Genomic DNA, 23394 nt, shown 5'->3' on the forward strand with positions numbered 1-23394 from the left:
CGCCGGAGTTTCCGTTACGCCCGCCAGAACATGCGCGAGAACAGGATCAGAATGGGGTAAATCTCCAGACGCCCCATGATCATGGCCGCGCACATCAGAAGTTTTGCCTCCTCGTTTAAGGTGCCAAACGTCGTTGCGGTGATGCCAAATCCCAGCCCCATGTTATTGATGCAGGCGGCAACGGTGGCGAAAGAGGAGAAGAGATCGTAGCCCATCAGATTGAGCGCCCAGATAAAAAAGCTGGTAAATAAAACGTAGAGAAAGAAAAAGCTCCATACCGAACGCACTACTCGGTCGCTTACCACGTTATTGCCCACTTTGATATTCAGCAGGGCGCGAGGATGCGCGAGCTGATGTAACTCCTGACGGCATTGCTTGAACATAATCAAAAAACGCAGCACCTTAATCCCCCCGCAGGTCGAGCCGACACAACCGCCGAAGAAACTGGCGCTGAGCAGCATGAATATCGTGTGCGAAGGCCACTGCGCATAATCCGCCGTCGACAGGCCATTATCTGTCAGCATCGAACTGGCCAGAAAAAAGGCATGCACCAGGCTGTCCGTCATCCCGTACATACCCGCCCGCCAGACCTGCCAGGTGGCGATCAGGGTGACAACCAGCGCAATAAGCAGAAAGAAACGCAGCTCGGCATTACGACGAAAGGGCTTAAAGGTACGTTTCACAATAGCAACGTACCAGAGGGTGAAGTTAAACGCAGACAGCAGTGAAAACAGTCCGGCGACTAACTCAATAGCGTGGCTGTTATAAAAGCCGATGCTCTCACTACGGGTGGAAAATCCGCCGAGAGAGACCGTCGACAGCCCGTGGCATAAGGCATCGAAAAACGACATCCCGGCAATCCAGTAGGCCAGAGTACAAATAAGGCCGAGAATGACGTAGGTCAGCCACAGCGTACGTGCGGTATCAGCAAGCCTTGGCGTGAGGCGTTCTTCTTTAAAGGGACCTGGCATTTCAGACTGATACAGCTTCATACCACCAATACCCAGCAGGGGTAATACCGCCACGGCAAGGACAATAACCCCCAGGCCGCCAATAAAATTGAGCTGAGCCCGATAGTACAGATACGATTTCGGCAAGGCGCTGACGTCGTCAATCACCGTAGCGCCAGTGGTGGTTATCCCGGAAACCCCTTCGAACAGGGCATCGGCAAAGGAGAGATTTAAGCCATCGTCCATCCACATCGGCATGGCGCTGATAAACGAAAACAGCAGCCAGAACAGGACGATAATGACAAAGCCATCCCGGGTTCGTAGTTGAATACCTGCATGTTTGGTTGCCAGCCACGCTCCACCGCCGAGGGTAAAGAACGTCATAAATGTGCTGAAAAAAGCGAAAAAGCTCCGCTCTTTATTTAACAGAGCAATGGTCATCGGCGGCAGCATGGAGAAGCTGTAGAGAAGAACCAGAAATCCGCACAGGTGAACAACTACCCGTAACTGGGAAATATGCAGTGAATCGTTGAGTCGCAATGAAAAATCCCCCGCCGAAAAAGAGTTATCTCAGCTGGCCGGCATGGTGTTAATTATGAATGATAAAAATGGGCGTCGTAAAATTTAACAATTTAAATCACTTTCTACTTGTCTGACTCAGACTCCACTTCATTTCTTGCCGACATACAGCGTATAATCCCCGGCCTTTGATTATTTTTTTACCATTTTTGGAAGCACTATGAGCGCAATATCCCTGATCCAGCCGGACAGAGACCTTTTCTCCTGGCCGCAGTACTGGGCTGCCTGTTTTGGCCCGGCACCATTTTTGCCGATGTCACGCGACGAAATGGACCAACTTGGCTGGGATAGCTGCGACATCATTCTGGTTACCGGCGATGCATACGTCGATCATCCCAGCTTTGGCATGGCAATTTGCGGCCGTATGCTGGAAGCGCAGGGCTTTCGTGTTGGGATTATCGCCCAGCCGGAGTGGAACAACAAAGACGATTTTATGCGTTTGGGTAAACCGAACCTGTTCTTTGGTGTAACCGCAGGCAACATGGATTCGATGATCAACCGTTATACCGCCGATCGCCGATTGCGCCATGACGATGCTTATACGCCAGACAACGTGGCGGGCAAACGCCCGGACCGCGCGACGCTGGTCTATACCCAGCGCTGTAAGGAAGCATGGAAAGATGTGCCGGTTATTCTCGGCGGTATTGAGGCCAGCCTGCGCCGCACCGCGCACTACGACTACTGGTCTGATACCGTTCGTCGCTCCGTGCTGGTGGATTCAAAAGCCGACATGCTGATGTTCGGTAACGGCGAACGTCCGCTGGTGGAAGTGGCGCATCGTCTGGCGATGGGTGAAACTATCGATCAGATCCGCGACGTGCGTAATACCGCGATTATGGTTAAAGAAGCGCTGCCGGGCTGGAGTGGGGTGGATTCCACGCGTCTCGACACGCCGGGCAAAATTGACCCGATCCCGCATCCATACGGCGAGGATCTGCCGTGTGCCGACAACAAACCTGTCGCCCCGAAAAAGCAGGAAGCGAAAGCGGTAACCGTACAGCCGCCGCGCCCGAAACCGTGGGAAAAAACCTACGTGCTGCTGCCGTCCTTCGAAAAAGTGAAGGGCGATAAAGTGCTGTATGCACATGCGTCGCGTATCCTGCACCACGAAACCAACCCAGGCTGTGCGCGCGCGCTGATGCAAAAGCATGGCGATCGCTACATCTGGATCAACCCGCCAGCCATTCCGCTCTCTACCGAAGAAATGGACAGCGTCTTTGCGCTGCCGTACAAGCGCGTGCCGCATCCGGCGTATGGCGACAGCCGCATTCCGGCCTATGAGATGATCCGTTTCTCGATCAACATTATGCGTGGCTGTTTTGGCGGCTGCTCGTTCTGTTCGATCACCGAGCACGAAGGCCGCATCATCCAGAGCCGCTCTGAAGACTCGATCATCAATGAAATCGAAGCTATTCGCGACACCGTTCCGGGCTTTACCGGCGTGATTTCCGATCTCGGCGGCCCAACGGCGAACATGTATATGCTGCGCTGTAAGTCACCGCGTGCGGAGCAAACCTGCCGTCGTTTGTCATGCGTCTACCCGGATATTTGTCCGCATATGGATACTAACCACGAGCCGACGATTAACCTCTATCGCCGTGCGCGTGATTTGAAAGGCATTAAAAAGATCCTTATCGCTTCAGGTGTGCGCTATGACATCGCGGTTGAAGATCCGCGCTATATCAAAGAGCTGGCTACCCACCACGTGGGCGGCTATCTGAAGATTGCGCCAGAGCATACTGAAGAAGGCCCGCTGTCGAAGATGATGAAGCCGGGGATGGGCAGCTACGATCGCTTTAAGGAATTGTTCGACACCTACTCTAAACAGGCCGGTAAAGAGCAGTACCTGATCCCGTACTTTATTTCTGCGCATCCTGGGACGCGTGACGAGGATATGGTGAATCTGGCGCTGTGGCTGAAGCAACGTCGTTTCCGTCTGGATCAGGTGCAGAACTTCTATCCATCACCATTGGCGAACTCCACAACCATGTATTACACCGGGAAAAACCCGCTGGGTAAAATTGGTTACAAGAGTGAAGACGTGGTGGTGCCGAAAGGTGATAAACAGCGTCGTCTGCATAAAGCGCTGCTGCGTTACCACGACCCAGCCAACTGGCCGTTAATCCGCCAGGCGCTGGAAGATATGGGGAAAAAGCATCTGATCGGTGGTCGTCGCGAATGTCTGGTTCCGGCGCCTACGCTGGAAGAGATGCGCGAAGCGCGTCGCCAGAACCGTCATACCCGTCCGGCGTTGACCAAGCACACGCCTGTGGCGCATCAGCGCCAGACGCCCGCCGCGAACAAAAAACGTGGGAAAGTAGCTGGGCGCTAATCTGTCTTGCCCGGGAGTGAAATGTTTACCGGGCCTGAAAGACAGTCGGCCGGATAAGGTGCCATCTGGCAGAAGTGCTCAGTAATTATGCCTCACGAATTCTGGCCGCTAATGCGGCCAGTTTTGCATCATCCGCCCGTTCACGATCGCGTGACGACAGATATCCTTCATACTGCTCGAAAAATTGGTTCTGCTGCGATTCAATCGGCTTCCAGTGGGGCAGAACGCATGGGACTCAATTAGCTGTGCACGTGGTCTACGTCGAAATTCAAATCAGTAAAGGCCCGACGAGATGTCGGGCAGGAGAGAAGGGGTTAACCGCCGAACTGGTCCGGGTCTGGTCCCAGACGTTTGCCCTGATCGAGCTTTGCGATTTCGCCTAATTCATCTTTATCCAGGCGGAAGTCCCAGACGTTAAAGTTTTCTGCGATACGCGCAGGAGTGACTGATTTCGGAATAACCACCAGGCCGCTATCCAGATGCCAGCGGATGACAATCTGCGCCGGTGATTTGCCATATTTCTCCGCGAGATCGCGGATGATCTTTTGATCAAAGACGTCTTTGCCGCCCTGCGCCAGCGGGCTCCAGGATTCGGTCTGGATTTTATGCGTTGCGTTCCAGGCGTGCAGTTGGCGCTGTTGCATAAGCGGGTGAAGTTCTATCTGGTTAATCACCGGTGGTACGCCGGTTTCATCCATCAGTCGCTGGAGATGATTGATCTGAAAGTTACACACGCCGATGCTCTTAATCAGCCCTTCTTTTTGCAGATCGATCATGCTTTCCCACGCTTCAACGTAGTGGTCGATCGCCGGAACCGGCCAGTGCATCAGATAAAGATCGAGGTAATCGAGCTGGAGTTTCTCCATGCTTTCGAGCAAGGCTTCCCGAGGACGTTTCTGGTCATCATTCCATAGCTTGGTGGTGATGAATAACTCTTCCCGCGGTACGCCCGCATCGCGTATTGCTTTGCCGACACCTTCTTCGTTTTTGTACGCCGCAGCGGTATCAATTGAGCGATACCCCACTTCCAGCGCTTTATGAATGGCAGTGATGACCTCTTCGTTACTTGCCTTCCAGACCCCCAGGCCCAGCTGCGGCATGACGTTACCATCCTGTAGTTTAATAATGGTTGGACCGGTCATAATTCCTCCCCTGAATTGAGTTTACCGAGGCAAGCCCCGGTAAGTTAGGTGTGACTTAAGTCTGGCCTATCCTCGTCATACTTCAAGCTGCATATGCGTTGGCTTTATTACGCGGCCCATCCATGAGCCTCGCCCTTTCAGGTCCGCTGCAAGCAGCGTTCAAATCTGCTCCCGGCAGGTTTGTCGTTTCACCCCCAGTCACTGACTTATGTAAGTTCCTGGGGATTCTCTCCTTTGCCGCCTTTATGCAACTCGAATTATTTAGAATATAAATACCCAAAAATGAAAGGCGGAGGTGAAAAAACCTTAGCGGGCAGCTTCGTAAATCCGACGGCTGACCTCGAGCGTAATGTCCTGATGTTCGCCCAGTTTCGTACCGCCGTGCGCTTGCAGTTTTTCCAGTAGCGCCGGGATGGAGCTACCGTCCAGGCCGTAGTCAGACAGACGAGTCGGTACGCCCATTTGTTCAAAGAAAGCGCGGGTTGCGGCAATAGCGGCGTCGATGCGTTGGTCATCGGAACCTTCGGTGATATTCCAGATACGCTCTGCGTATTGCAGCAGTTTGGCACGTTTGGTATCGCGTTTTTCATTCCACAGCGCTGGCAGAACGATAGCCAATGTTTGAGCATGATCCAGACCGTGCATTGCGGTCAGTTCGTGGCCCAGCATATGCGTTGCCCAGTCTTGTGGTACGCCTGCGCCAATCAGACCGTTCAGCGCCTGGGTTGCCGCCCACATAACGTTCGCACGCACGTTGTAATTTTCCGGCTCCTGCAATGCTTTCGGGCCTTCTTCTACCAGCGTAAGCAGAATACCTTCAGCAAAGCGATCCTGAATTTTCCCGTCAACCGGATAAGTCACATACTGCTCAACGGTATGTACGAAGGCATCTACGACGCCGTTCGCAACCTGACGCGGCGGCAGGGTATAGGTGTAAACCGGATCCAGCACGGCGAATACCGGCTGCACAAATGGGGTCATAAAGGCCAGCTTATCGCCGGTGGTTTTACGCGAAATGACCGCGCCGGAGTTAGATTCAGAGCCGGTTGCTGGCAGGGTTAATACGGAGCCCATCGGGATAGCGCTTGTTACGTCGTTGCCGTGGGTTTCCAGAATGCGCCATGGATCGATGCCGTCAGCGTATTGTGCCGCAGCCGCGATGAATTTGGTGCCATCCAGCACCGAACCGCCGCCTACCGCCAGCAGGAACGTCACTTTCTCATCACGCACGATTTTTACCGCGTTCATCAGCGTTTCATAAGACGGGTTCGGCTCAATACCGCCAAACTCCAGCACGTCCAGGCCTTTCAGCGCATCCTGAACCTGTGCCAGGACACCGGTTTTTTTCACGCTACCGCCGCCATAGGTAACCAATACGCGAGCATCCTGAGGGATTTGATCGCGCAGCTCAGCAATCGCACCTTTACCAAACAGAATGCGGGTTGGGGTATGGAGATTAAAGTTGTTCATTGCTCGTTCCCTTATGTGGGTAAAAAAGAGGGCAGGAGAGTGTCTGCCGGATGATGAACATTGTGGTCGTCAGCCGCGCTGCTCTCAATGCTCATTTCTGCCGATGTCTTGCCCATTTCTACAGACTGCTGGAGAAAACGGATAAATCTGCGCATTATGTCAGGGTTGCAAACCGATGATGAAATGGTGCTCTATGAACCGTGATGAGATCTGCCTTCTGCTGACAGAAAAAATTAAGCAGCTGAAAAACAATGAAAATAAACTCAGCGAACTGCTGCCAGATGTCCGCCTGCTGCACGGCACTGAGCCGGCAGCGCGTACACCGGTAATGTATCAGCCAGGAATCATATTTCTCTTTTCGGGACATAAAATTGGTTATATCAATGAACGTGTATTTCGTTATGACGCCAACGAATACCTGTTGCTAACCGTACCGCTACCCTTTGAATGTGAAACGTATGCAACGCCGGAGGTTCCCCTGGCCGGTATCTACCTGAATGTCGATATTCTGCAATTGCAGGAGCTGTTGATGGACATTGGGGAAGATGAGCTGTTCCAGCCCGCCATGGCGGCCAGCGGGATCAACTCCGCGACGCTTTCTGACGAAATACTGTGCGCCGCTGAGCGCCTGCTGGATGTGATGGAGCGACCGCTGGATGCGCGTATTCTGGGGAAACAGATTATTCGCGAGATCCTCTACCATGTGCTGACCGGGCCGCGCGGCGGCGCATTACTGGCGCTGGTTAGCCGCCAGACGCATTTCAGTTTGATAAGCCGGGTGCTGAAGCGCATTGAAACCAAATACACCGAAAATCTCAATGTCGAACAGCTGGCGGCAGAAGCGAACATGAGCGTGTCGGCGTTTCATCATAATTTTAAAGCGGTGACCAGCACGTCGCCGCTGCAATACCTGAAGAGCTATCGTCTGCATAAAGCACGGATGATGATGATCCACGACGGGATGAAGGCCAGTGCGGCTGCGATGCGCGTCGGCTATGAGAGCGCATCGCAATTCAGTCGGGAATTCAAACGTTTCTTTGGCGTAACGCCGGGGGAGGATGCGGCCAGAATTCGAATGATGCAGGGGAGTTAAACTTGCTCAGCGCTGGCCTGATAAGCGAAACGTCATCAGGCGAAAATGCCGGGGGAACCCCGGCCTACGGTTAATACTCAGGCGCTACAGTATTTTTTTTTAATCACTACAAACAGGGTTCCCAACAGACCCGCGGTTAACAGGGCAATCGGCAGGATCATTAAAAAGGTCATCACCTGATCTTCATGGCGTTTGACGAACGGGATCATGCTCAGCGCATAGCCAAAGCCGGTGACGACGGTGACCCACAGCAGACCGCTCAGCCAGTTAAAAAACTGGAACCGACGGTTTGGCAGACCCGAAATTCCCGCCATTGTTGGCAGCAAGGTACGAACGAATGCCAGGAAACGCCCAGCCAGCAGTGCCATCAGCCCGTGTTGGTCAAACATGCAGGTAGCGCGCTGATGATATTTATCAGGTAATTGCGCCAGCCAGCCTTTTACCGTCCGCGTGTTGCCCAGCCAGCGTCCCTGAATGTAGCTCAGCCAGCAGCCCAGACTGGCTGCGGCAGTCAGAATAGCTATGGTAGGTATAAAACTCATCACGTCCTGAGCGATCAGCGCCCCTGCCAGCAATAACAGGCTGTCTCCGGGTAAAAAGGAGGCAGGCAGCAGGCCATTTTCTAAAAACAGTGTGGCGAACATTACGAAGTACACCACGCTCACAACGTGCGGATCCGCCAACGCGGCAAAATCGTGTTGCCAAAGCGCGGAGACAATATCTTGAATGACTACCATGGACTTTCCTGTGGAACAGCGTTTATGTGTGGATTGTACTCCTGAATTGTCCGGGATGCCTTGATCCCGGACGCAACAATTGCAGACTTTTCCACCAGAAGTGTCTGCATATATGTCCATCTATGGCGATTTTACTCGATTCGGGCAAATCCTGCGGCCAAATCAGCAATCAGATCGTCAACATTCTCTAAACCGATATGCAAACGGATGAGCGTTCCACTGAAGTCCACCTCGCCTTGGGGACGGATTGCCGCAATGTGTTCCGGCTGATTAGCGAGAATCAGCGACTCAAAACCGCCCCAGGAGTAGGCCATGCTGAACAGGCTGAAGTGGTCGAGATACGCGGCCAGCTCTTCATGATTTAGTTTCTTATTCAATACAAATGAGAACAGTCCGCTGCTGCCGGTGAAATCACGCTTCCAGAATTCGTGGCCTTTACTGCCGGGCAGCGCGGGGTGGTTCACGCGGGCGACCTGCGGATGGCTGGCCAGCCACTCGGCGACCTTTAAGCTGCTTTCATGATGTTGGCGCAGGCGAACGCTTAGCGTACGCAGTCCGCGGCTGGTCATATAGGCGGTATCGGCGTCCAGCATTTGCCCCATCAGATAGGCATTTTCGCGCAGTTGATCCCAGCAACGGGCATTAGCTACCGCAGTGCCGACCATGGCGTCGGAATGGCCAATCAGATATTTGGTACCAGCCTGAATAGAAATGTCGATGCCAAAATCCAGCGCTTTGAACAGCACTCCGGCAGCCCAGGTGTTATCAATTATGATGATCGCATCCGGCGCGACGCTTCTGACGGCGGCAACAATAGCAGGGACATCATGTACTTCCATGGTGACAGAGCCGGGAGATTCCAGAAATACGACTTTAGTGTTCGGCTGTATGTGCTTCACAATATCGGCACCAACCAGCGGATCGAACCATCCGGTGGACACGCCGAGTTTGCCGAGAATTTTGGTGCAGAAATCCTGGCTGGGTTCATAGGCGGTGTTGGTCATCAGCACATGATCCCCTTGTTCCACAAAGGCGAGGATGGTGTTGGCAACGGCCGCCGCGCCGCAGGGGAACAACGCGCAACCCGCGCCGCCTTCCAGTTCACACATTGCCTCCTGCAGGGAAAAATGCGTCAGGGTTCCGCGACGTCCATAGAAAAGCGCACCGTTAGCACGGTTGTGCGTAGCCTGCTTTTTGGCCTCTACGGTGTCAAACACTAGCGAAGAAGCGCGCTGGATCACGCTATTTACCGCGCCCAGCGTGTACTTTTTACTGCGTCCTGCGTGAACGAGTTTGGTTTCAAGTTGCTTATCTGCCATGTCGTCTTACCTGTTTTTATACGTCTGGATGTCTAAACTACCATGAATCAAAGATGACGCATCCTGCAGAACGGTCATACAGTAGAAAATAATCTCAAAATGCTTCTGGTGACTTTTTTACTGCGTAAGCGCAAGGAAAAGAAACCAAAGGTGCGGCAATATGTAAATAGTAATGAGAACGACTATCAATTCGACGTCGTTTTGATATCATTACGCTCAGATTTTGTGATTTGCGTCCTGGAGATACAGAGTGGGTAATAATTTGATGCAGACGGATCTTTCCGTCTGGGGTATGTATCAGCACGCCGATATCGTGGTTAAGTGCGTGATGATTGGGCTGATTTTGGCATCAGTGGTCACCTGGGCTATCTTCTTTAGTAAGAGCCTTGAGTTCTTTACTCAGAAACGCCGCCTTAAGCGTGAACAGCAACTGCTGGCGGACGCCCGCTCTTTAGACCAGGCAAATGAGATTGCTGCAGGATTCGATGGCAAAAGCCTGGGCGCACAGTTGATTTACGAAGCGCAGAACGAACTGGAATTGTCAGAAGGCAGCGACGACAACGAAGGTATTAAAGAGCGTACCGGCTTCCGTCTGGAGCGTCGTGTGGCAGCGGTAGGTCGTCATATGGGACGTGGTAACGGCTACTTGGCCACCATCGGGGCTATCTCTCCATTTGTGGGTCTGTTCGGTACCGTATGGGGCATCATGAATAGCTTCATCGGGATTGCACAAACCCAAACGACCAACCTGGCCGTTGTTGCGCCGGGTATCGCAGAAGCTCTGTTAGCGACGGCGATCGGTCTGGTCGCGGCAATTCCTGCGGTCGTTATCTACAACATTTTCGCACGTCAGATTGGCAGCTATAAAGCGATGCTGGGCGATGTCGCGGCACAGGTACTGTTGCTGCAAAGTCGCGATCTGGACCTGAACGCTAGCGCTTCTGCCCATCCGGTACGTGCAGCGCAGAAATTACGTGTAGGATAATGTTCCATGGCAATGAGCTTTAATGAAAACCTGGACGATAACGGTGAAATGCATGAAATCAACGTGACGCCGTTTATCGATGTTATGTTGGTTTTATTGATCATCTTTATGGTGGCCGCACCGTTGGCAACGGTGGATGTGAAGGTGAATCTCCCGGCTTCCACCAGCACGCCGCAGCCGCGTCCGGAAAAACCGGTTTACCTGTCTGTTAAAGCCGATAAGAGTATGTTTATTGGCAACAATCAGGTGACGGATGACACCATGATTAGCGAATTAAATACGCTGACCGATGGGAAGAAAGACACCACGATTTTCTTCCGTGCGGATAAAACCGTCGATTATGAAACCATGATGAAAGTTATGGATACGCTGCATCAGGCGGGTTTCCTGAAGATTGGTCTGGTCGGTGAAGAGACCGTGAAAGCGAAGTAATCCTGATTGCCGGGTAATGGTTGTTGCCTTACCCGGCCTTCCTCTCCTGATTCAGCTCTCCCCACACGCCCTTATCTGTCCTCATCCAGTGCGACTGCCGTTATCCTGGTGGGTTCGTAGTTCCCTTCAGACAGTTTACGCGTCAGGCGTAAGGTGGCTGTTTCTCGCTTGAGTATATGCTGGTATGTGCTCTCCAGCCGGGCCATGATTTTGTCCCGTAGTTCTGGTTGCTGCTCCATAATGGCTTCAATCGCGGTGCCATAGATCTCTTCTTTAGCCTGTAGCGCATAAATTTCGCGACGATTTTGCCATTTCATCCGCACCAGCGCGGCGGGAATAGAAACCATCTCCTGGGCAACGCTTTCCAACGTCGCATTTTTATTGGCAATCAATACGGCCAAATTTTGCTTTAAGACAAACTCATCGCTTTTATGGTCATCTAAAGCCAAATAAACATTATTATCCTCAACATCTTTCATTTTATTTCTCTTCCAGAGAATAAAAAATAGGATCGCTGGTCTCACGCGTAATTAAATTAAGCCAAATTTTATTGCCCTGTTCATTTACGCTGGCTGTTTTTGTCGATAAAATTTTACTTAATTCTTGAGCGTTAATGTCGCCTTCCGCTTGTAGTGAATTGAGCAGGCGAGTGAAGGACTCAATTTTTGCGGCACGAAACAGGCGCTCTTTTAAATGGCGATCGCACTCTTCAAATAACATATTGCGCGCCTGGCCGTTAGCTGTAGAGCTAATCAAAATATCGGGTTCGTAATCGCTTAATGTTCTCTTTCCCTGAGTCAAATTTTCACTATTATCTGTGGGACTGGTATTAGTAGATGAGCTGGATAAGTGAAAACGCGAGGGAACAAGATGCTCGGGAAGCATGTTGAAATATCCTTTGATGCCAATGATATGTTGTTCTAAATAAACCAGGCTGCGTTGACAATAGCATGGCGTAATTTTAAAATCAAAAAAAATGGAGCCAGTATATGAACAGTATATTTTATTCTGTTATTACCCTGCTATTGCTTACCTGCGGGGTACTTTTGTTGATGCGCAGTGCAAATAAAAACCGATATGCAGAAAATGGGCACTCTGAAAACCAGCCGGAAATGCTGAGTAAAGAAGAGGGGGAAGATCATTTTTCGGTACTGATGAATTCGATTACCCCAGTATGGTATTGGCGCGTTAATCACGAATATATCGATTTTATCCACTCAACGATCAAGCGGATGACAATGGTGGAGCTAAATGAGACGCCAGGGCTATTTGATGCACAGCGGCGTTGTAGCGATCTCAACTCTGCGGTGTATAAATATTACGACAATATAAAAAAGCGCTGTCTGAGCGGTGAGAAAGTCCCGCATGCCGATCTGGATGTGCTTAACTTACGCCAGTGCTTCAGGGAGTTCAGTCTGGAGGCTTATCCTGCGCTTGTCGCGCTGGTGTGGCCGGAATTTCAACGTCCAGAGATCAAAGCGGAAGAGGTGTGAAGGGATTGGCTGGCCCTGTTACGTGCCGGGGAGGCTAACGCCGCTTCCCGGCACAGAGTTACAAACGGCTATTTGTCAGATGAGGCCTGCCACAGGTTCAGCTTACCATCCGCGACATGCTTATCGATCTGCGCCAGTTCTTCGGCGCTGAACGTCAGGTTAGCCAATGACTGAACGTTCTCCTCCAGTTGCTCCGGTCGGCTGGCGCCAATTAATACCGACGTTACCCGATTGTCTTTCAGCAGCCAGCTTAAGGCCATTTGCGCCATCGACTGTCCGCGCTGTTGCGCCATCTCATTGAGCAAACGCAGGCTGTTAAGGTTTTCTTCCGTCAGCATATTTTCCGTCAGCCCACGAACTTTTTTCCCTTCACGCTGCATGCGTGAACCTTCCGGAATGCCGTTGAGGTATTTCCCCGTCAGCAGCCCCTGGGCCAGCGGCGTAAATGCGATGCAGCCCATGCCGTTGGATTCCAGCGTATCCAGCAGACCGCTGCTGTCTACCCAACGGTTAAGCAGGTTGTAAGAAGGCTGGTGGATCAGCAGCGGAATTTTCCATTCCCGCATCAGCTCGGCCATTTTCTGCGTACGCTCCGGAGAATAGGATGAAATGCCGACATACAGCGCTTTACCGCTTTGCACCGCATGGGCCAGCGCTGAGGCGGTCTCTTCCATTGGCGTATTTTCGTCAACGCGGTGCGAGTAGAAGATATCGACATAGTCGAGGCCCATGCGTTTCAGGCTCTGGTCGAGGCTGGCGAGCAGGTATTTGCGCGAACCGCCAGAACCGTATGGCCCTGGCCACATGTCATAGCCTGCCTTGGTGGAGATGATCAGTTCATCACGATAGTGTGCAAAATCCTCGCGCAATAATCGGCCAAAATTCTCTTCTGCGCTGCCCGGAGGCGGCCCGTAGTTATTGGCTAAATCAAAATGCGTGATGCCTAAATCAAATGCTTTACGCAGCAGAGCGCGCTGTGAATCCAGCGCCTGAACGTGCCCAAAACTGTGCCACAAACCCAGTGATAGCGCGGGTAAACGTAAACCGCTGCGCCCGCAGTAGCGATAGAGCATCTGCTCGTAACGTTCAGGATTGGCAAACCAGTCCATGAGATCTCCTTAGTGCAGGTGAATTTCGAAACAACGTTTCTATTCTAGCGGGTTCATGGTGAATATCCCGTTCACCAGGTCACACTGGAATGAAAAACTGGGCAAAAACAGACCACTGTGCTTTGCTTAAAAAAACATCGATCCGGAGTGCTGCCATGTCGCGTCTAACTGCCAAAGACTTTCCGCAAGAATTGCTCGACTACTATGACTATTACGCTCATGGCAAAATAACGAAACGCGAGTTTCTCAATCTTGCTGCGAAATATGCAGTCGGTGGTATGACGGCGCTGGCATTATTCAATGTGTTGAAACCCAATTATGCCCTCGCAACGCAGGTGGAGTTCACCGATCCTGATATCCTGGCGGAATACATGACTTATCCTTCACCTGAAGGGCATGGTGATGTGCGTGGGTATCTGGTTAAACCTGCGAAAGCGACGGGGAAAGTTCCGGCGGTAGTGGTGGTGCATGAGAATCGTGGGCTGAATCCGTATATTGAGGATGTGGCACGGCGGGTGGCGAAGGCGGGCTATATTGCACTCGCGCCTGATGGATTAAGTTCAGTAGGGGGCTATCCTGGCAATGATGATAAAGGTCGGGAGTTGCAGCAGCAGGTTGACCCGGTAAAGCTGATGAACGACTTCTTTGCCGCCATTGAATTTATGCAGCGTTATTCAGGCGCGACGGGAAAGGTGGGTATCACCGGATTTTGCTACGGTGGCGGCGTATCGAATGCCGCAGCCGTTGCTTTTCCTGAACTGGCCTGCGCAGTGCCTTTTTATGGGCGTCAGGTTCCTGCATCAGATGTCCCTAAAATAAAAGCGCCTTTATTACTGCACTATGCGCAATTAGATACCCGAATTAATGAGGGATGGCCTGCCTATGAAGCGGCGCTCAAAGCCAATAAGAAAGTCTATGAGGCATATATCTATCCCGGCGTTAATCATGGTTTTCATAATGACTCGACACCGCGTTATGATAATGCTACCGCTGATTTGGCCTGGGAGCGTACTCTTGCATGGTTTAACAAATATTTACGATAGAAAACAAGGGATTATTTAATGCTTCAGGTTAATTATCTGAATAATAATGCTAGCTAATTTCATTAGCATTCATGTTGATATAGTGTAAATAATATTGGATGCACTTAAGAAAGTAAAAAAATAAAGAATGCATTATATCTTCTCTGTTGCCTGCCGATAACAAGGATAAGTATCGCCTGATGGCGAATTCCTCATCAACGGCAAGGAAATTATTATGCGTTTGCTGAAAAACTTCACTATTCGTATTGTCATGTTGGCAATACTGGGACTTTTTTGCCTGCTCTGGTCGGGCGTGGGTTTATTCAGTCTTCATTCTTTATCAAAAATATCTGAAGGCAATGATATTGACCGTCATCTTGTCCATCAGATGACGGTCCTCAGTCAGGGGAACGATCAGTATTTTCGCTTCGTAACGCGCTTAAGTCGCGCCATGGATGTCAAAATGAGCGGCGGAACGCCTAATTTTGCACCAGCGCAGCAGTCCCTGGAGAATATGAGCAAAAAACTCCAGGAGATGAAAACGTTGTCTCCGGGGCCTATGGATCCGGACGTTGCCGCGGCGGTACTGACGAAGTGGCAGGCGCTGTTGGATAACGGGGTGATTCCGCAAATGCAACTGGCGCAGCAGGGCACGCTTACGGCCTTTGCGGAGCATGCCAGCACCGTTACGCCAGCGCTGAGCCGTGAATTTGGCGCCAGTGCCGAACGTTTTAACGCCACGGCAGGTAAGCGGCTTGATACCACGCGCGTCATGGTTGATGGCAAAACGTCTATCATCCGGACGCTAATTATTACCGCCGTGATCCTCGGTATTGCTCTCCTGTTCTTCACAGATCGTTACCTCGTCGCCATGATGGTGAAACCCCTGGGACGTATCCGCCAGCAGTTCCAGCAGATTGCTCAGGGCGATCTCAGCCATCCAATCGAAGATTTTGGCCGTAACTGCGTGGGCCAACTGGTGCCGTTATTGTGCGCGATGCAGGACAGCCTGCGCGAAGCCGTCAGTACAATTCGCTCAGGTAGTGACAACATCTGGCGAGGGGCTACGGAAATTTCCACCGGCAATAACGATCTCTCATCGCGTACTGAGGAGCAGGCTGCGGCGCTGGAAGAGACCGCTGCCAGCATGGAGCAACTGACCGCAACGGTAAAACTGAACGCCGAAAATGCGCGTGAAGCCAGCCAGCTTGCCGATACGGCGACAGAGACGGCAGGTAAAGGGAGCAGCCTGGTTTCAGAAGTGGTTGAGACGATGGACGGCATTGCCGCCAGCTCTAAACAGATCGCGGAAATTACGTCTGTTATTAATAGTATTGCCTTCCAGACCAATATTCTGGCGCTGAACGCGGCAGTTGAAGCTGCCAGAGCAGGTGAGCAGGGGCGTGGTTTTGCCGTTGTTGCCGGTGAGGTGCGTAACCTTGCCAGCCGTAGCGCCGGGGCGGCGAAAGAGATTGAGACGCTGATTGGCGAATCGTCGCGTCGCGTCGATCAGGGCGCTCGACTGGTTAAAGAGACGGGATTAACCATGGAGGCGATTCTGCGCGGAGCCACCGAAGTGACCGTTATCATGAAGCAAATTGCTTCTGCCTCAGAAGAACAGAATAAGGGCATCTCGCAGGTGAGCGTGGCGATCACGCAGATGGACAGCGTAACGCAACAGAACGCCGCGCTGGTAGAGCAAGTTTCCGCCGCAGCTGTGGCGCTTGAACGGCAAACGGAAGAGCTGCAACGCTCGGTACAACAGTTCCGCCTTTCAGCAAACGATGTGCAGTACGCCGCCGCCAGCACCGCTTCCCCTTCAGCAGACAGCAAAACGTCTGCAGCCGCTAAAAAGGATGAATGGGTGTCCTTTTAAGCGGGCATAAAAAAGTACGTGATACCTCTGGTCTTTGCTTAAAAAATCGCTATATAATTTATTATATAGCGATTGGAGGTTATGCATGGACAACCATTTTGGAAAAGGCTTGATGGCCGGATTAAACGCGTCAAGTGCGGATAGCGCACGCACGGCGGCCAATTTTTGTGCTGATTATAAACGCGGTTTTGTGCTGGGATTTTCTCATCGAATGTTTGAAAAAACGGGCGATCGACAGCTCAGCGCGTGGGAAGCGGGGATCCTCACGCGTCGCTATGGGCTGGATAAAGAGATGGTTATGGATTTCTTTAAAGAGAACCAGTCCAGTACAACAATTCGTTTTTTCATGGCTGGCTATCGTCTCGAAGCTTGATCCGAAAGGGGTATTATCTTGCTTTAATTAATTACACTATTGACCTACGCCTTCGTTTTGTTGCTCCGCCGAAGTATTATAATGCACATAACCATATAAAAAGTGTGGTAAATGGCGCGCCGATCGCAATATGCAACATGCGAAAGGTGCAAAATAAAAGCCAGGTCTTCGCAACGGAATAACTATAAAATGACTGGAGATAACTCTCTCATCAATTCGAACGGCATCAATCGCCGTGATTTCATGAAGCTTTGTGCAGCACTGGCCGCTACCATGGGGCTCAGTAGCAAAGCCGCCGCAGAAATGGCCGAATCAGTTTCTCGTCCTCAGCGTCCACCGGTTATCTGGATTGGTGCGCAGGAGTGTACGGGTTGTACTGAATCGCTACTTCGCGCGACACACCCTACAGTGGAAAACCTCGTTCTGGAGACAATCTCTCTGGAATACCATGAGGTACTCTCTGCCGCTTTCGGCCACCAGGTCGAAGAGAATAAACATAACGCTCTGGAGAAGTACAAAGGGCAATATGTTTTGGTTGTAGATGGTTCAATCCCACTGAAAGACAATGGTATTTACTGCATGGTTGCCGGTGAGCCGATCGTAGATCACATCCGCCGGGCCGCAGAAGGTGCTGCCGCTATCATTGCCATCGGCTCTTGTGCCGCGTGGGGTGGTGTTGCTGCTGCTGGCGTTAACCCAACGGGTGCCGTCGGCTTGCAGGAAGTTCTGCCAGGCAAAACCATCATCAACATCCCCGGCTGTCCTCCGAACCCGCACAACTTCCTTGCAACGGTCGCGCATATCATCACTTACGGTAAGCCGCCGAAGCTGGATACCAAAAACCGTCCGACATTTGCCTATGGTCGTTTGATTCACGAACACTGCGAACGTCGCCCGCACTTCGATGCAGGTCGTTTTGCTAAAGAGTTTGGCGATGAAGGTCACCGTGAAGGCTGGTGCCTCTACCATCTGGGCTGTAAAGGACCAGAAACCTACGGCAACTGCTCAACGCTGCAATTCTGCGATGTTGGCGGCGTGTGGCCGGTGGCTATCGGTCACCCTTGCTACGGCTGTAACGAAGAAGGTGTGGGTTTCCATAAAGGTATTCACCAGCTTGCTCATGTGGAAAACCAAACACCGCGTTCCGAGAAACCTGACGTCAATATGAAAGAAGGCGGCAATATTTCTGCCGGGGCGATTGGGCTGCTTGGTGGCGTAGTAGGACTGGTTGCCGGTGTCAGCGTGATGGCGGTTCGTGAACTGGGGCGTCAGCAGAAGAAAGATAACGCTGACTCACGGGGAGAATAACCGTGAACAGACGTAACTTTATTAAAGCAGCCTCCAGCGGGGCATTGCTGTTGGGCGCTGCGCCGTCCATCAGCCATGCGGCTGCAGAAAACCGTCCGCCGATCCCTGGTTCTCTTGGGATGCTCTATGACTCGACGCTGTGCGTAGGCTGCCAGGCCTGTGTCACCAAGTGTCAGGATATCAACTTCCCGGCGCGTAACCCGGAAGGCGAGCAGACCTGGTCGAACAACGACAAACTGTCACCGTATACCAATAACATCATCCAGGTGTGGCGTAGCGGAACAGGCGTTAACAAAGACCAGGAAGAAAACGGCTACGCATACATTAAGAAGCAGTGCATGCACTGTGTCGATCCGAACTGCGTCTCCGTTTGCCCGGTCTCCGCGCTGAAGAAAGATCCGAAAACTGGCATCGTCCACTATGACAAAGATGTCTGCACGGGCTGTCGTTACTGCATGGTCGCCTGCCCGTACAATGTGCCTAAGTATGACTACAACAACCCGTTTGGTGCGCTTCACAAATGTGAACTGTGTAACCAGAAAGGTGTTGAGCGTCTGGACAAAGGCGGTTTACCGGGTTGTGTTGAAGTGTGCCCTGCTGGTGCGGTGATTTTTGGTACGCGTGAAGAGCTGATGGCTGAGGCGAAAAAACGTCTCGCGCTGAAGCCTGGCAGCGAATACCACTATCCGCGTCAGACGGTGAAAGCAGGCGATACCTATCTGCATACGGTACCGAAGTATTACCCCCATCTGTACGGCGAGAAAGAGGGTGGTGGTACACAGGTTATGGTACTGACGGGCGTTCCTTACGAGGATTTGGATCTGCCGAAACTGGATGATCTTTCAACCGGTGCGCGTTCCGAACATGTTCAACATTCCTTGTACAAGGGCATGATATTACCCCTGGCTGCGCTGGCGGGCTTAACCGTGCTGGTTCGTCGTAACACGAAAAACGACCATCACGATGGAGGAGACGATCATGAGTCATGATCCTAAACCGCTGGGCGGAAAAATAATCAGCAAACCGGTCATTATTTTTGGGCCGCTTATCGTCCTGTGTATGCTCCTGATCGTGAAACGTCTGGTCTTCGGATTGGGCTCAGTCTCCGATCTGAACGGCGGTTTCCCATGGGGTGTATGGATCGCGTTTGACCTGCTGATTGGTACCGGCTTCGCATGTGGTGGCTGGGCGCTGGCGTGGGCGGTGTATGTTTTCAACAGAGGACAATACCATCCACTGGTACGTCCGGCGCTGCTGGCGAGCCTGTTTGGCTACTCGCTGGGTGGTCTGTCGATCACCATTGACGTCGGTCGTTACTGGAACCTGCCGTATTTCTACATTCCGGGCCACTTCAACGTGAACTCGGTACTGTTCGAAACGGCGGTCTGTATGACCATCTATATCGGCATCATGGCGCTGGAATTTGCTCCGGCTCTGTTTGAACGTCTGGGGTGGAAAGTTTCTCTCAAACGTTTGAACAAAGTGATGTTCTTTATTATTGCCCTTGGCGCGCTGCTGCCAACTATGCACCAGTCTTCAATGGGTTCATTGATGATTTCTGCGGGCTATAAAGTGCATCCGCTATGGCAAGCTTATGAAATGTTGCCGCTTTTCTCCGTATTAACCGCTTTTATTATGGGCTTCTCGATCGTCATCTTTGAAGGCTCGTTGGTACAAGCCGGGCTGAAAGGTAATGGTCCGGACGAGAAAAGTTTGTTCATCAAGCTGACGAATACCATCAGTGTGCTGTTGGCGATTTTCGTGGTTCTGCGCTTTGGCGAACTGATCTATCGCGACAAGCTGTCCTATGCGTTCTCAGGCGATCTTTACTCCCTGATGTTCTGGATTGAAGTCGTGCTGATGGTCTTCCCGCTGGTGGTGCTGCGCGTCACTAAGCTGCGTAACGACTCACGCATGCTGTATCTGTCTGCGCTGAGCGCATTGCTGGGTTGTGCGACATGGCGTCTGTCCTATTCGCTGGTGGCGTTCAATCCTGGTGGTGGCTACCACTACTTCCCGACCTGGGAAGAACTGTTGATTTCTATTGGTTTTGTGGCTATTGAGATTTGTGCATACATCGTACTCATTCGTCTACTGCCGATACTTCCTCCTTTAAAACAAAACGATCAAAATCGTCATGAGGCGAGCAAAGCATGAGCCAGAGAATTACTATTGATCCGGTAACCCGTATTGAGGGTCATTTACGCATCGACTGCGAAATCGAAAATGGCGTGGTATCTAAAGCATGGGCTTCCGGTACCATGTGGCGCGGCATGGAAGAGATCGTGAAAAACCGCGATCCGCGCGATGCCTGGATGATTGTGCAGCGTATCTGTGGCGTTTGTACTACCACTCACGCTATCTCTTCCGTTCGTGCAGCAGAAAGCGCGCTGAATATTGATGTTCCGGTGAACGCACAGTATATCCGTAACATCATTCTGGCCGCGCACACTACGCATGACCACATTGTTCACTTCTATCAGCTCTCTGCGCTGGACTGGGTGGATATCACCTCTGCACTGAAAGCAGATCCAGCGAAAGCGTCTGCCATGCTGAACGGCGTGTCCTCCTGGCACCTGAACAGCGCAGAAGAGTTCACTAAGGTTCAGAACAAGATCAAAGACCTTGTTGCCAGCGGTCAGTTAGGCATTTTTGCCAACGGTTGCTGGGGTCACCCGGCAATGCAACTGCCGCCAGAAGTGAACCTGATTGCGGTCGCTCACTACCTGCAGGCGCTGGAATGCCAGCGTGATGCTAACCGTGTTGTGGCGCTGTTGGGCGGTAAAACGCCGCACATTCAGAACCTGGCGGTAGGCGGGGTTGCTAACCCAATTAACCTCGACGGCCTTGGCGTGCTGAACCTTGAGCGCCTGATGTATATCAAGTCCTTTATCGATAAGCTGAGCGACTTCGTTGAGCAGGTTTACAAGGTTGATACCGCGGTGATTGCTGCGTTCTACCCTGAGTGGCTGGAACGTGGTCAAGGTGCGGTTAACTATCTGAGCGCACCGGAATTCCCGACTGACGGTAAAAACGGCAGCTTCCTGTTCCCGGGTGGTTACATCACCAATGAAGATCTGTCGACCTATCGTCCGATCACCTCTCACTCCGATGAGTACCTGATCAAAGGGATTCAGGAGAGTGCGAAACACGCGTGGTACAAAGACGAAGCGCCGCAGGCTCCGTGGGAAGGCACAACGGTTCCTGATTACACCGGTTGGTCAGATGACGGCAAGTACTCCTGGGTTAAAGCACCGACCTTCTACGGTAAAACGGTTGAAGTGGGTCCGTTGGCCAACATGCTGTGTAAACTGGCGGCCAAACGCGAGTCTACCCATGCCAAGCTGAATGAAATCATCGCGATTTACACCAAGCTGACCGGTAAAACTATCGAAGTGTCACAGCTGCACTCTACGTTGGGCCGTATTATTGGCCGTACCGTTCACTGCTGTGAACTGCAGAACGTTCTGCAGGATCAGTACAACGCGCTGATTGTGAACATCGGCAAAGGCGACCACACCACCTTCGTGAAACCGGATATCCCGGCAACGGGTGAATTTAAAGGTGTCGGTTTCCTCGAAGCGCCGCGCGGTATGCTGTCTCACTGGATGGTGATCAAAGATGGCATTATCAGCAACTACCAGGCGGTAGTACCGTCTACCTGGAACTCTGGCCCACGTAACTTTAATGATGAAGTGGGACCGTATGAGCGCTCGCTGGTAGGTACGCCGATTGCCGATCCAAACAAACCGCTGGAAGTGGTTCGTACCATTCACTCCTTCGACCCTTGTATGTCATGTGCGGTGCATGTGGTGGACGTTGATGGGAACGAAGTGGTCTCAGTTAAGGTTCTGTAATGCGGATATTAGTCTTAGGGGTCGGCAATATTTTGCTGACCGACGAAGCCATCGGGGTACGTATCGTTGAGGCATTAGAACAACGGTACGTCCTGCCAGACTTTGTTGATGTTCTGGACGGTGGTACGGCTGGGATGGAGCTTCTCGGTGATATGGCGAACAGAGATCATCTGATCATTGCTGACGCCATTGTGTCGAAGAAAAACACGCCAGGAACGATGATGGTCCTGCGGGATGAAGAGATCCCGGCGCTGTTTACCAACAAAATCTCACCGCACCAGCTTGGTCTGGCCGACGTATTGTCGGCCCTGCGTTTCACCGGCGAGTTTCCGAAAAAGCTGACGTTAGTCGGTGTTATTCCGGAATCGCTGGAGCCGCATATCGGACTAACGCCAACGGTTGAAGCGATGATTGAACCTGCGCTTGAGCAGGTTCTTGCCGCGCTTCGCGAATCAGGTGTTGAAGCGATCCCGCGGGAGGCGGCTCATGTCTGAGGAGTTTGTCGGTTTTCAGACGGCCCCGAAGATGCAAATTCAGGCAGCGTTTGAAGAGGTTGCCCGGCGTTCAATGCACGATCTCTCTTTCCTGCATCCGAACATGCCGGTATATGTCTCTGAATTTACGCTGTTTGAAGGACAGTGGACGGGGTGTGTTATCACGCCCTGGATGCTCAGCGCACTGATTTTCCCCGGACCGGACCAGATCTGGCCGGTGCGTAAAGTCAGCGAAAAAATCGGACTGCGTCTGCCGTATGGCGAGATGACCTTTACCGTTGGTGAACTGGAGGGCGTATCGCAATACCTTTCCTGCTCACTGATGTCGCCGCTTTCGCACAGTATGTCGGCGCAAGAAGGCATGCGTCTGACTGACGATTGCGCGCGAATGCTGTTATCGCTGCCGGTTAGCGATCCGAATGCGCCGCAGCTTAATCGCCGCGCGTTGCTGCTGGGTCGTCGGAACTGCGAAAATGCATGAGCTGTCCCTTTGTCAGAGCGCGGTTGAGATTGTTCAACAGCAGGCAGAGCAGCACGGTGTCAAACGTGTAACCGGTGTTTGGCTGGAAATCGGGGCGCTCTCCTGCGTTGAAGAGAGCGCCGTTCGTTTCAGTTTCGACATCGTCTGTCAGGGGACGCTGGCTCAGGGTTGTGAGCTGCATATTGATTACAAGCCAGCCCTGGCATGGTGCTGGGATTGCAGTCAGGTAGTGGAAATCACCCAGCATGATGCGCAGTGTCCACAATGTCAGGGCGATCGCCTGCGGGTTGATGCTGGCGATTCACTGAAAGTGAAAAGTATTGAAGTCGAATAACCCATAGG

23 protein-coding genes and 1 pseudogene are annotated in these 23394 nt (G+C 52.0%); 15 read left to right on the top strand and 9 right to left on the bottom strand.

All coding sequences use genetic code 11. The annotated features are described in order from the left end of the window. Positions 1–14 precede the first annotated feature (14 nt). On the bottom strand, positions 15–1490 hold the full coding sequence (locus tag HV243_RS03380; RefSeq protein ID WP_047414036.1) for a TrkH family potassium uptake protein: 1476 nt from the start codon (positions 1488–1490) through the stop codon (positions 15–17). Between the two features lie 199 nt (positions 1491–1689). Between HV243_RS03380 and HV243_RS03385 the strand changes: the two genes are divergently transcribed. Then, positions 1690–3861, top strand: a complete 2172-nt coding sequence (locus HV243_RS03385) for a YgiQ family radical SAM protein (RefSeq protein WP_003024532.1) — start codon at positions 1690–1692, stop codon at positions 3859–3861. An 85-nt stretch (positions 3862–3946) separates the two neighbouring features. On the opposite strand, the pseudogene HV243_RS03390 reads toward HV243_RS03385, so the two are convergent. The 3 genes and pseudogenes from HV243_RS03390 to yqhD all read right to left on the bottom strand — a co-directional run. Further along, positions 3947–4161: pseudogene (locus tag HV243_RS03390) on the bottom strand (hypothetical protein); the annotation flags it as partial. Between the two features lie 14 nt (positions 4162–4175). After that, positions 4176–5003, bottom strand: coding sequence for a 2,5-didehydrogluconate reductase DkgA (gene dkgA, locus HV243_RS03395; protein WP_016154506.1), 828 nt, complete (start codon positions 5001–5003; stop codon positions 4176–4178). Between the two features lie 306 nt (positions 5004–5309). Next, positions 5310–6473: an alcohol dehydrogenase gene (yqhD, locus tag HV243_RS03400; RefSeq protein WP_003838168.1), complete on the bottom strand. Its 1164-nt coding sequence runs from the start codon at positions 6471–6473 to the stop codon at positions 5310–5312. 193 nt (positions 6474–6666) lie between these two features. Between yqhD and HV243_RS03405 the strand changes: the two genes are divergently transcribed. Further along, positions 6667–7566 (top strand): AraC family transcriptional regulator, encoded by a 900-nt coding sequence (locus tag HV243_RS03405; RefSeq protein ID WP_139081516.1) that lies wholly within the window; start codon positions 6667–6669, stop codon positions 7564–7566. Between the two features lie 77 nt (positions 7567–7643). On the opposite strand, the gene yghB is transcribed toward HV243_RS03405, so the two are convergent. Further along, positions 7644–8303: a DedA family general envelope maintenance protein YghB gene (gene yghB / locus HV243_RS03410; protein ID WP_016154504.1), complete on the bottom strand. Its 660-nt coding sequence runs from the start codon at positions 8301–8303 to the stop codon at positions 7644–7646. 131 nt (positions 8304–8434) lie between these two features. Further along, on the bottom strand, positions 8435–9622 hold the full coding sequence (gene metC, locus HV243_RS03415) for a cystathionine beta-lyase (protein ID WP_016157474.1): 1188 nt from the start codon (positions 9620–9622) through the stop codon (positions 8435–8437). Between the two features lie 250 nt (positions 9623–9872). Here metC and exbB point away from each other — a divergent pair, with 250 nt between their 5' ends. Together exbB and exbD are read left to right on the top strand one after the other, a co-directional pair. Further along, entirely contained in the window at positions 9873–10607 is a 735-nt protein-coding gene (exbB, locus tag HV243_RS03420) for a tol-pal system-associated acyl-CoA thioesterase (protein ID WP_016154502.1), read from the top strand. 6 nt (positions 10608–10613) lie between these two features. Further along, positions 10614–11039 (top strand): TonB system transport protein ExbD, encoded by a 426-nt coding sequence (exbD, locus tag HV243_RS03425; RefSeq protein ID WP_016154501.1) that lies wholly within the window; start codon positions 10614–10616, stop codon positions 11037–11039. A gap of 71 nt (positions 11040–11110) precedes the next feature. On the opposite strand, the gene HV243_RS03430 is transcribed toward exbD, so the two are convergent. Both HV243_RS03430 and HV243_RS03435 read right to left on the bottom strand, forming a co-directional pair. Beyond that, positions 11111–11518 (bottom strand): hypothetical protein, encoded by a 408-nt coding sequence (locus HV243_RS03430; protein WP_053388757.1) that lies wholly within the window; start codon positions 11516–11518, stop codon positions 11111–11113. 1 nt (position 11519) lies between these two features. Then, on the bottom strand, positions 11520–11924 hold the full coding sequence (locus tag HV243_RS03435; RefSeq protein ID WP_046276175.1) for a hypothetical protein: 405 nt from the start codon (positions 11922–11924) through the stop codon (positions 11520–11522). 104 nt (positions 11925–12028) lie between these two features. On the opposite strand from HV243_RS03435, the gene HV243_RS03440 reads away from it, so the two are divergent. Further along, a complete protein-coding gene (locus HV243_RS03440) occupies positions 12029–12532 on the top strand; it encodes a hypothetical protein (protein ID WP_016154498.1) in 504 nt (167 codons plus the stop codon). A gap of 68 nt (positions 12533–12600) precedes the next feature. Here the strand turns inward: HV243_RS03440 and HV243_RS03445 are convergent, their stop codons facing one another. Continuing rightward, positions 12601–13641, bottom strand: coding sequence for an aldo/keto reductase (locus HV243_RS03445; RefSeq protein WP_053388758.1), 1041 nt, complete (start codon positions 13639–13641; stop codon positions 12601–12603). Between the two features lie 155 nt (positions 13642–13796). Between HV243_RS03445 and yghX the strand changes: the two genes are divergently transcribed. The 10 genes from yghX to hypA all read left to right on the top strand — a co-directional run bounded on the left by yghX (position 13797) and on the right by hypA (position 23386). Continuing rightward, complete coding sequence (gene yghX, locus HV243_RS03450; RefSeq protein WP_053388759.1) at positions 13797–14684, top strand: YghX family hydrolase; 888 nt, start codon at positions 13797–13799, stop codon at positions 14682–14684. A 214-nt stretch (positions 14685–14898) separates the two neighbouring features. Continuing rightward, on the top strand, positions 14899–16539 hold the full coding sequence (locus HV243_RS03455) for a methyl-accepting chemotaxis protein (RefSeq protein ID WP_053388760.1): 1641 nt from the start codon (positions 14899–14901) through the stop codon (positions 16537–16539). A gap of 85 nt (positions 16540–16624) precedes the next feature. Continuing rightward, positions 16625–16912: a DUF2623 family protein gene (locus HV243_RS03460; RefSeq protein ID WP_016154494.1), complete on the top strand. Its 288-nt coding sequence runs from the start codon at positions 16625–16627 to the stop codon at positions 16910–16912. 189 nt (positions 16913–17101) lie between these two features. Beyond that, the gene (gene hybO, locus HV243_RS03465; protein ID WP_016154493.1) at positions 17102–18220 is read left to right on the top strand and encodes a hydrogenase 2 small subunit; all 1119 of its coding nucleotides are present in this window, start codon (positions 17102–17104) and stop codon (positions 18218–18220) included. Positions 18221–18222: 2 nt separating this feature from the next. Then, on the top strand, positions 18223–19209 hold the full coding sequence (gene hybA, locus HV243_RS03470) for a hydrogenase 2 operon protein HybA (RefSeq protein ID WP_003828357.1): 987 nt from the start codon (positions 18223–18225) through the stop codon (positions 19207–19209). Then, positions 19199–20377: a Ni/Fe-hydrogenase cytochrome b subunit gene (hybB, locus tag HV243_RS03475; protein ID WP_016154492.1), complete on the top strand. Its 1179-nt coding sequence runs from the start codon at positions 19199–19201 to the stop codon at positions 20375–20377. The genes hybA and hybB overlap by 11 nt, the downstream gene beginning before the upstream one ends. After that, entirely contained in the window at positions 20374–22077 is a 1704-nt protein-coding gene (gene hybC / locus HV243_RS03480; protein WP_003024476.1) for a hydrogenase 2 large subunit, read from the top strand. Before hybB ends, hybC begins: the two co-directional genes overlap by 4 nt. Beyond that, entirely contained in the window at positions 22077–22571 is a 495-nt protein-coding gene (locus tag HV243_RS03485) for a HyaD/HybD family hydrogenase maturation endopeptidase (RefSeq protein WP_016157468.1), read from the top strand. The genes hybC and HV243_RS03485 overlap by 1 nt, the downstream gene beginning before the upstream one ends. Further along, entirely contained in the window at positions 22564–23052 is a 489-nt protein-coding gene (gene hybE, locus HV243_RS03490; protein ID WP_016154490.1) for a hydrogenase-2 assembly chaperone, read from the top strand. Before HV243_RS03485 ends, hybE begins: the two co-directional genes overlap by 8 nt. Further along, complete coding sequence (gene hypA, locus HV243_RS03495) at positions 23045–23386, top strand: hydrogenase maturation nickel metallochaperone HypA (RefSeq protein WP_047358638.1); 342 nt, start codon at positions 23045–23047, stop codon at positions 23384–23386. The genes hybE and hypA overlap by 8 nt, the downstream gene beginning before the upstream one ends. Positions 23387–23394: the final 8 nt, after the last annotated feature.

Origin of the sequence: Citrobacter sp. RHBSTW-00599, assembly GCF_013784065.1 — a bacterium.
Lineage (GTDB): Bacteria > Pseudomonadota > Gammaproteobacteria > Enterobacterales > Enterobacteriaceae > Citrobacter > Citrobacter braakii.